Raw genomic sequence first — 10,756 nt, forward strand, 5'->3', positions numbered from 1 at the left:
TTTTTTCCAAATCACGCTAATTCCTACAATTTTACCCCTTCCAGTTCGCCAAATCCACGTTTCTGTAATTTAAACCACCAATCTACCAAATCTCGTAATTTGTATAGTTTGTTTTTGTGGTTCAATACATCTGCAAACTTAATGCAAAATAATCTTCCTTGTTTTTGACTAAAAACTTTGTTTTCTATTGGCATATCTGATATGTAAAATCCATAAGCTTTCTGCCTATCTAATACACTTCTCTTATGGATTTTCAATCCATTTCATCAACTCAATCCCTCATATCATCTCCTCTACACCATTTCTGACGGGGAGACTACCAAATCTCATTTTTAAATGATTCAAAACGGATTTTTCGGAACTCGGCTCTGCGCACGTATTTCAATACGCTTACGCAGCCTCATCCTCAAATCCATTTGCCTGATTTAATCTGAAACTTGGTATTATTTTGTCGTCAAAATTTGTCTGCGCTCCTTACATATATAGGATATGCTGCGGTGCTCACCTGCATTTTTCCTAAGAATTCCTCACTCATTTATGAGTTATGCAAGAGGTCTACTGAAATCTAGGTGTATGTGGAGCGCTTAAAATGGAATTTCGTCGTCTACCTCTGGTGCTGAGCCTTTTTGGTTATAGGAGGAAGGCTTATCTGAATGGTAGCTTTGGTTATCGTAATCGCCACCTGAGCCTTTACCATCTAGGAGTATGATGGTTCCGCCGAAATTTTGCAGCACGACTTCGGTCACATAACGTTCTACGGAGGACTGATCCACCCACTTTCTGGTTTGTAGGACGCCTTCCAGGTATACTTTAGAACCCTTGTGTATATAGTTTTTGGCTATTGTGACAAGTGGTGGAGAAAATATTACAACTCTATGCCACTCGGTGCGTTCGCGGCGTTCTCCTGATGCTTTATCTTTCCAAGCCTCTGAAGTAGCGAGACTGAAGCTCACTATCTCTTTACCGTCCTGAGTTGTTCTAACTTCTGGATCTTTGCCCACATTACCTATTAAAACCACTTTATTTAGACTTCCGACCATATACTACTCTCCAAATCTTCTATTTATTACACGTTTTTGCGCAGCATGCACACGACATATTAAAGCCTAGTATAAAATAAAGTCAACGCATTATCACAAAATTTTCGCCCTCCCCTATTAAAAGCCTGCAGAGATGCATTTTTGCACATTACTTAATAATTCCTTAATGAATTTATGCGATACTTGCAAATAATATCACTATTTGGAGAAGGGAGATGCTAAAAAAAGGAGGGGGACAAGGAGCAATGGAGAAGAAGAAGACGGTAGTACCAAAAAGAGTGGAGCAACAGCAAGTAGGGGGACAAGAAAGAGTGGTCCCGACCCAGACGTCAACCCCTGAAACAGCACAGACGAATATAGGGATTAGAGTAGAGATTACCCCTACCCCAAAACCTGTCGCTAATCAGGCTAATCATAGTACCAGAGCACATCGCAGGGTACAGGAGCCCAGAACAATCGAAGAGATTCAAACTCCACTGGACCAGGGTGGAGCTGGTGGAGTGTTAAAAATTCCAGCTGCGTTGTTTCAGAAATTCAAAAGAGATGGAACTCCAGTACAAGATGAAAATGTGGAGGTAGATAAGATTTCTCAGTTTTTAGCGGAGGCTATAGCACTAATAAAGCAGAATCAGGAATTCCTTAACAACTCTACGGCAACAACACGAGATGGTACAGTACAATCCATCCGTACGCAGAGTGCAGTGGCATTCGGTAATAAGCTATTCGTTATGACGAACATACGTTTCCAGTATCCAAAGATTGCAAAAGACAAAGAAGGATGTCACATATGCAGTCAAGCAGAAGAACTACAAGGAAAAGATACAATAAATTTCCAGGTTTTAGACGCAGCACTTCTCACCCTTCAGAAATTTAGTCTTAATAAGGACGAAGTACGAAGCTTTAACACTCTTATTCGTAATACACTAAAGAAGATTGGGATAAAGCTGGATGATCAGCAAACACAGAGCACTGCACCAATACAGGATGATGATGCAAGACTGATTGCAGAGCAAAGTAGGATTATGGAGCAACTACAACGCATTCAAAATGCTATCAGTCAACAAACCGATGTTACGCTTGGAACGACGGAACAAATGCAGGGAGATAATGAGGTAGTGAATACAGAATCACCACCTCGATCACCCACTACTCCGCTTACTTCGAATGCACACACTCAGACTACCTCCAACCCAACAGAACTGGAAAAATTGGAGAGATTAGCTGCAGAACATAGGGAGCAACTTATTCTTATTCAACGTCATCATAGCGATATAGAAGCAGCAAAAGTTCAAATAGAAGCAGAACGAAACAACAATGAGCGTTTACTACAAGAGATTGCTAATAGACAAGCGTCACTGGACAATCAACGCCAAAATTATGAGCAGGACTTCCAAGCACTCACTGCACGAATCCAAGAAGCCAATGACCGACTAACCGAGCTCAACAAGGAAACGAATGCAAAAGCCGGTGAATCTCAACAAAAGGATTCACAAATTGCGCAGCAAAAGGAGGAACTTGAAAAATTGCAACTTCAATTGGGAGAAGCACAACAGCGCCTGAACCAGTTATCTTTACAAAATCAGGAAGAGAGCAATAAGGCTACAGAACTAAAGCAGCAAAATACTGAACAGACAGCTACAAAAGAAAAATTAGCAGAGCAGATCACAGATCTTCACAAGAGCATAAAAGACAAACAACGTGAAATTCGGGAATCCGAACGTAAAGCAGCAGAAGATGTTGAGAAAACAACTAAAACAATCGCAGCTCTTCAAGAACAGCTCACTGCACTACAGCAAGAGCTGAGTGTTGTACCCATAACGGATTTTAGTAAATATGACGGTCCCAAAACTGGAGTGTCAGGGTGGGTGACGAAGACAAAAGAAGCAACTCCGCAAGATGTATTTAACCACCTCACGTCTAAAATAGAGCCCCTACAGTTTCAAATAGCTGCGCTTACAAAACAGCTACCAGAAGCAGATGTCAACAAGGTAAAGGAAGTAGCCGATGCAATGCTGCAGCAAGTCACCGAAGCGAAGGAGACAATACAGAAATTCAAGCAACTAGAGCAAGAACACTCAAAGTTACAGCAGGAACATGCACAACTGAATGCAGATAAGGCGAAGATACAACAGTCGTTAGATAGCATCACACAACAAAAAACAAATCTCGAGCAGGAGGTAAAAAATCAGGCTGAGCGAATTACGCAAATGACTGAGGCACATACCAAAGTCATTCAGAAAAAAGAAGAGGAGTTGCGCCAATCCGCCTCAAAAATTCAAGAACTAGAAAAGCGATTACAAAATGTCGGTGAGAACCAAGATGCAGAACTGACAACAGGAAAGGAAGAACAAGAGCGTCTCAATACAGAACTGACTGCACTGAAAACAACGCAACAAGAAATGCAGGCGTTCTTAAACAAAACATTGAACCTGATTCCAGACTTTGAAACAAGAGAGCGTGACATCCTTGCAGAATCTGAAGCATCTGAGCGGGCATTGTTAGAACAGAAGCTCAAGACAACCGCTCCTACTATATCGGCAACAGGGATAGAAGCCTCTACTAATACGGAATTAGCTGCGACCAACACAGTGTCACAAACTATTACACTAACAGAACAGCAAGTTTCCGATGCCTACAAGCAATATCACCTAGGAATGAAATATCTGGAAGACTTGCTGCAGAAAGTGGAGTGGCTGCAAGATCATGTATATGCCAAAGATCAAACCATTGAGTCTCTTAACAATAATATACAAAGATATAGAGCTGAATTGGAGAAAGCTAAGAGATCGATCTCAACATTGGAGTCTGGATTACTGGCAGGTCGGCAGGATGAAGAGCTTCTAACGTTAGCTCATAACCTCAGTCAAGCGGGTAATGCCTTCAATGAGGAGCTGGAAGAAGCCAATAGGACAATAGGCAAGTTAACCGCCGCACTACAACAAATGCAGCAACAGCTAGCTGAGCGGGAAAGCCAATTAGCAGCACAAAATAAGGAAACAAAAGACACAGCAACCGAGACAGAGTTGACAAGAGAGGGTGTAAACGCACTACAGAAACTAGAGCCTGAGAATCAAAATCTTAAGAAGGAACTGGAAGAAGTGAGAACACAACAGCAGCGGAAGGAGCAAGAGGTCAGTGATCTCCAGAAGCAGTTAGAGCAATTGAAGAGTCAACAAAAAGCCAAGGATGAGAAATTCCTACAACAGCAACAAACACTGACAAAAGAACTTAAAGAGTTGCAGCAACAGGCCACTACCAGTGGTACAGAGAATGAGAATCTGCGTGGACAGATAGAAGAGAAGCAACAACGACTGATAGAACAGCAGCAAGAGCTAGAGAAGCTAAACAAACAGCTATCATCTGAACAACACCAGGTGAGTGTCAAATTGACGACGGCTCAAATAGAGCTAGAAACAACAAAAGGTCAAGTAAAAGAACTACAGCAGCAATTAAATGAAGCAAAGCTTAGTGCGATGCGACACTCAGCCACACTTGGCGCTCTCCAAGAGAGTGAAACGCAAGTGGCAACATTGCAGGGGCAACTGCAGAAAACCCAAGAGAAGCAGCTAACAGATCTAGATGCGCGGGCAACAACTGCAAGAGAAGGAACAAAGAACCTAGAGGATACGGAGTGGAAAAATATTCTTGCCAGGCTGGAGAATGAGAAGCTAGCCCAGAGCAACAAAGAGATGGAACGAAAGCTGTATGAACAGGATGAAAGTACAGAGCGCTATAAGATACAACAGGAGTGGTCTAATATACAGCAGCAAAGCCTCCAGGAGCAACTGCAGCTGAAGGAAGCTGAAATAAATGCGCTGCAACAGAAAATCCAAGAGATCCAAAATGCTTGGATAGCACAAGAGGACCCTGCAAGACAGACAATATCTGAAGGAGAGAAGGATGAGTTTGCAACACTGGCTGCACAGCAAAAAGCTGAGCAAGCTCTGATTACAACAAATACGAAATTACAAGAACGATCTATACAAGATGTTCAGGCATATGAAGAACGCGGCAGAAAATCGATAAGAGATGCTCGAAATGAGGAGTTTGCACTGATACAAAAGCAGAAACAGTTGGCAAAAGCAAATCAAGAACTGCTGGAGAGCCATAAGGAACAGCTGGAGAACCTCAGAAATACTCATGAGCAGTTGCAACAACAATTGACAGCCAAAGAAACAGAACTCCAGCAAATCACAACAGCGCAAGAGGAGCTCAATAAACGGTTGGAAACCGCAGAAAGTGAGAAAGAAAAGAATGCTAGAAATGTGAGTGAGCTTGAGGAGAAATTAAGAGAATCTCAGTCAAAAGTATCAGAATTGCAGGAGCAGTCTCAAGAAGCAACAACTGCTTTTGAAGCACATAAAAATAAACTGGAAGCACACCAAACAGAACTGACAGATGAGATCGAAAGGTTAAAGGAGCAGATACAAGAGCAAGAAAGCTCGAAGACAAGCTCGCAGGAAATGAGCACACAAACAGAAGCTGATGATGAATTGCAAAAGCAGCTAGAGGAAAAAGAGAAGGATCTCAATAAGCTGCAAAATGAACTAAAAAAAGCAAATGAAGAGCATAACAATGAGCAACAAGAGCTTCAGGAAACACAGCAACGACTCACATCTGAGTTAGCAAATGTCAACGAGCAACTAAACCAAGCAACCTCCAAACAAGAGACAAGCGCAGCAGATGTGCAAAGGCTGCAAAAAGAGCTCCAGGGGTCAAAGGAGAGTGTGGAAAGAGCACAAATGGAGACAGAAGATCTCAGGTCCCAGCTTAATCAACAGCAATCGAACATGGAGGAACTTCAACAGCAGCTGCAACAGCAAGAAGATGCTCATAATCAAGCAATCGAGAAGCTGCATACAGAACAAGCTGACCAACAACAGGGGTTGCAGCAGACCCATGAAAAGGCGCTCGAGGAACAAGAGATGGTTCATCAGAAGGCAATGGATCAGGTTACCATAACACATCAGACAGAACTCAACGATCTCGAGAACCAGCTAAAACAGAGAAAATCTGAATATGAAACGTTAAAAGTCCTTTTGGCGCAACAGCAGCTAGGCTCTCAAGAGGAACTCACACGCAAAGATATAGAGCTTAAGCATCAACAAGAATTCATGGGCATCTTAGACCAAAGCCGTAAAGGAGTAGAGATGATGAACAAGTCTGCTGTGCAACAACTAAATGCAGCTGCTCTGAAACAAGTAGTACAGGAAGAGCACATTAGACGGGGAGAGATGAAACTTGAAGAGGCAGTCTCTTGGCATGATATTGAGAATCAAATGACAAAGTCTCTCCAGGAGATACATGGAAAGGAGACTGAAGCTTTACGGACACAGAATCAAACACTGAGTGAGGAGCTCGCAAGTTCACAGCAACAAAATCTGACACATCTTGCTACTCAGGAGACAGATGGACGTGACTCCCTGATTAAGGCAGAGGCAGCTACACGTGCAAGTACATTTGCTGCGACACAAGCGCTACTGAAGACAAATCAAACACTACAACGAAATATCGGAGAACTTGAAAAACAGAAGAAATCCCTGGAGTCCCGACTCGCAGAAGAGATACCCCAAATAACAAAAAACTCAGATGAATTACGGACACAATTAGAGCAATTGGAAATACAACTGCGGGAGAAGGAAACAGCGTTACAAGATGCATTGAAGAGACTGGAGGAGCAATATAATGATTTCAGTAATATTGCTAAGCAAGAATTTGACAAAACGCAAGAAGAATTGGATAGATTGCGTCTGGAACGACTTGAGGCCGAGAATCGGGTATCAATCCATACAGAAATGTCGACAGACCTCCTGGGAAGCTTGAAGCAGAACCAGGCTCAGCTCACCCAATTTCAACAGCAATTTGAGGAAAACAATAGAAAGCTAGAGGATGGCAAGAATAGTGAAGCAGAGCTCCAGCAGGAACTGGAAAAGCGGACTCATGATAAAGAGGAATTGCAAACACAGCTGGAACGTGTCCAACAAGAAAATAAACGCCTCGCAGAATCAGCGGAGGAGTTGCGCCAACACTGTCAATTAGAGATTGATGGAATCACACAAACATGGAGTGCACTGCAATTAGCTCAACTAGAGCTACAGGATGAGAAAGCCAGACTCTCTAGACTTAACGAAGAACTTGCAGGCAGAATCGTGATACTAGAAGCTCAGCTCAAGAACCAGAGTGAGATTGCAACCCGAGAAGCCAAAGCACTACAAGATAAGAACACCGACCTACAAAGTAAGTTGGAGGAGGCAAAGACGAAACATGGAACGGATGAGAAAGCCAAAGAAGAGTTACTGGGGCAAATCAAAACAAATGAAGAGGCTATCAGAACACATCAAGATACTGCTAACCAGCTGACACAAGAAATGGAGGAATTACGGGCAACGCATGCAGCGGAGAAGGTTAAGATGCAGAGTACGCATCAGCAGGCTCTGTTCAACACCCAGAGGGACTATTTGTTCAGTAGTGAAACTTTCAGTAGACAAGGCCTTCAAAACCAAGAAGCAGAAGCAAGAGAAAGACTACAAGAAACATTTGCTCTGATAAAGGACATACAGGGCACACATGCTGCTGCACTACAAAATAAAGAAAAAGAGTTAGGCACATTACGAGAGCAGCAGGAAACAACACAAAATGAGCTAAATGCTGCACAACAAAAGTTGGACTCACAGCAAACAGCATATCAAGACATCAAACGGAAGCTAGATGCTGAAAAAGCGAACTCTCTCCAACAGCAAGAACAGATTGAGAGGAAGAAAATTGAGCTGGAACAGTCGAATGAACGCCTGAAGGCTCAGAATAAACTGGATGAAACACTTAAAAAGGAATTAGCCAGCGCACAAGGTAAAGCAACTGATGCATTGACTAAGCTAGCAAATGTTGAAGCACTAGCAATCCCAAACCAAGAAGAACTAGAAAAATTGCGAGGGGAACAGGAGCAAGCGAAACGAGATGTCAAAACTCTCCAGGAACAACTAAAGGAAGCAGAGAGACAGAAAAGCATAAATATGGAAAGGATTGCAGAGTTGGAGCAAAATTTAACACGACTTCAACAGCAATCTGAAAAAACAGAAGCAATGATTCAAAACTTACAACATACAGCAGAACAACGTGCAAAAGAGCTCACAGATGCTATATCGACAATAAGCGGACTAGAATTCAAACATACACAAAACATTAACAAATTACATCTTGATAATGCATTATTAGCAGCTGAGAATCTAGAGCTTCAGGGCAAGTTAGAGTATTTTAAACAACGTGTAGAGTCTTCCACGTCTTATACGCAGACGGTCCCTCACTCATCCAATCCATTTGCAGAACCAACTCAATATACAGATTCCCCCGCAGATCCATCTACAAATCCATTCATAGATGAAACCACCACATCCCTTACACCTGTTGATGCTGGAACACAGACAACAATTGTTAATCCAGGTCCCGCAGTATCAATACGTCGAGAACCTTTCCTCACACCAGCTCCAGATACTCCCCAAATATCTAATGTTCCAGCAGAATCAACACATACCTCTCCACCACCATGGGACATCGAGAATCCAGAGCCAAGGCGTTCAGATTCAGCTACACCAATCAGCCCTCCATCTGCGCCAACAGCAGACTCTCCGGGAGTACCTCCTAGTCCAATACATCAACCAGCTACTCCACCAGGGCGTTCATCCCTCCGCATCGACATACCACAAGACACTCCACCAGTGACTCCACGCAGCCCATCTCCTTTGTCTCCACAATACTCACCTTTCGCAACACCTCCAGGATCGCCAAGAACAAGTGAAACACCAGAAATGCATACTCCCCGCTCAAGGCGAGATTCAAGAGACTATACAGACTACGGGACAGAAGATGCAGATACCACAACAGCTAATGCCTATAGAAAAAAAGTGGCAGCTCAGATTTTGAGTGCGGCAGGCTCAAACGCTTCTACAATTGACGGACTGATGGATAAGCAAAGAAGAGGAGCGCTACATTTGGCTGATACTCTACTGGAACAGGTTGGACTTTTTCCTAAAGGAGCTGCAAAAGAATTAAAGGGTGGTGAGTCAGTTACTACTGATATAGCAAGTGCATTTCAAGAAAACTTGCAGAGATTACAATCTGATGAAAATTTCCAGGATAGTCTGAACGATGCCCTAGGAGCTCAAGCAAAACGCTTAAGAGGTCAGGCTGGACTGGGCACAAGCACTATGTCCAGACAGTTTGATTGGCAAAATGGAAAGCAGCAAGCCAAGGGATTAGAAAGATCACAACGACTCTCTAAAGCTTCACAAGATGAGCTTGACGCAAACCTGAACAAAGCTCTGGAAACATTTGATCCTGAAAGAAGCTGGTGGAGTAAAGCAAAAAGCGGTGTCGCTCATGTTGGCTATAAGCTTTGGGACGCTATTCCAGAATCCACACTTCAAGGTCAGCTTACTACTCTCCTAATTCTTTCAATCTTCATGCCACAGTTTATTCCGTTGTTCATTGGTGTAGGAATGGCACTAGCGGTTGGTAAAGTGATAGAGTACAAACCGCTACAACAGTATTTCTTTAAACCGCTTGGCGCGATCGTATTGACACCTTTAGCAGTTGTGCAGGACACATTTAGGGTTGTTGGTGCTATCATTGCACTTGCTACGGGTAATAAAGAGGTTTCCGCTGAGTTGATGGGTAGTTCGACAATGTGGAAAGTTTGGAAGCCTGTGCTTGTCAAACCAAAAGAGAAGGAACAGTGGAGTCCACCGGAATTTGATGCACAAAAAGCCTTTGGTATCGAAACGATTAAAGAGAAAGCTAATGATCGGGATAAGGATAAGGGTAAAGCAAAGGCTCCTGAACAACCCCGATTAGAGGAGAGGCGATCTGTACGATCACCAGATAACCTGATTCCGAGTCAGACACCAACACCACTACTACAAACTCCAACAACACAAAGGCGCGAAAGACCACCGGTAGGACGCCCAAGGTCTGCAAGTGCCCCAAACACCAACACCGTGGGGGTGGGCCCACGGTGGTAGGTCGGAACGTCTAGTTGGGAAGGACATAGGATTGGGAAAAATAGTACGCTAAGTACGAAACATCCAAATCCTTCAACTCTCTGAATCCAATGACATGTAGTGTCTCAACTAGCACAACAATCACCATTCATAGATGCTATGATATATTCATCGCAAAATAGCTGATATCACACTTTCAGGTAAACCGGTCACAGCACTGACATCTGATGTGCTCATACCTTTCTTTAGCAATTTCATCGCTATCTCCATCTTGCCTTTCTCTGTACCTATCGCGATTCCTTTCTCCGTCCCTATCGCGATTCCTTTCTCTGTACCTATCGCAATGCCTTCTTCTATACCCTCAGCCTTTCCCTTTTCTATTCCCTCCTGTCTTGCTTCGTCTATGGTGTATTCCTGTCCATCAAGCAATAACCTCGCCCTCACATATGCATCATATGATTCATCACTCCAGTTAAACCTCTCTAGCTCCTTATATGCTTCTAATATGTGCTCGTCCTTCGTACACATAGGCGGCTCCTTCACTTCCTCTGACCTACTTAAAAAAAATAACCACTCGTCTTCTATGCCACTGAGCTCATCCTCTCCCTTCTTAAACTTCGGCAGTTCTATAAAGACATACGACAGGGCAAATAAGTGCCTTTCATTCGTCTTCTCTTCCCTCGTAGTGTGGTAACTAATACAGCCTATGTTGTCTCCAAACAA

At 43.2% G+C, this 10,756-nt stretch carries 4 protein-coding genes; 1 reads left to right on the forward strand and 3 read right to left on the reverse strand.

The features are described 5' to 3' along the window. Window positions 1-23: 23 nt before the first annotated feature. The gene (locus tag EDM53_RS06015) at window positions 24-194 is read right to left on the reverse strand and encodes a hypothetical protein (protein ID WP_165379508.1); all 171 of its coding nucleotides are present in this window, start codon (window positions 192-194) and stop codon (window positions 24-26) included. Between the two features lie 390 nt (window positions 195-584). Further along, window positions 585-1,040 carry a single-stranded DNA-binding protein gene (gene ssb, locus EDM53_RS00585; RefSeq protein ID WP_130121397.1) on the reverse strand — a complete coding sequence of 152 codons (456 nt, stop codon included), beginning with the start codon at window positions 1,038-1,040 and terminating at the stop codon, window positions 585-587. Between the two features lie 215 nt (window positions 1,041-1,255). Between ssb and EDM53_RS00590 the strand changes: the two genes are divergently transcribed. Then, complete coding sequence (locus EDM53_RS00590) at window positions 1,256-10,054, forward strand: hypothetical protein (RefSeq protein WP_130121399.1); 8,799 nt, start codon at window positions 1,256-1,258, stop codon at window positions 10,052-10,054. Window positions 10,055-10,201: 147 nt separating this feature from the next. On the opposite strand, the gene EDM53_RS00595 is transcribed toward EDM53_RS00590, so the two are convergent. Then, window positions 10,202-10,756, reverse strand: a 555-nt coding sequence (locus EDM53_RS00595) for a PD-(D/E)XK nuclease family transposase (protein WP_207215388.1), incomplete at its 5' end; no start/stop codon positions are given.

It is taken from the genome of Rickettsiales endosymbiont of Peranema trichophorum (assembly GCF_004210275.1).
Classification (GTDB): Bacteria; Pseudomonadota; Alphaproteobacteria; order Rickettsiales; family Midichloriaceae; genus RICK02.

Bases quoted from the DNA above. Each gene is read 5' to 3' on its own strand.
- EDM53_RS06015 (WP_165379508.1), bottom strand. From the start codon at position 194: ATGCCAATAGAAAACAAAGTTTTTAGTCAAAAACAAGGAAGATTATTT.
- ssb (WP_130121397.1), bottom strand. From the start codon at position 1,040: ATGGTCGGAAGTCTAAATAAAGTGGTTTTAATAGGTAATGTGGGCAAA.
- EDM53_RS00590 (WP_130121399.1), top strand. From the start codon at position 1,256: ATGCTAAAAAAAGGAGGGGGACAAGGAGCAATGGAGAAGAAGAAGACG.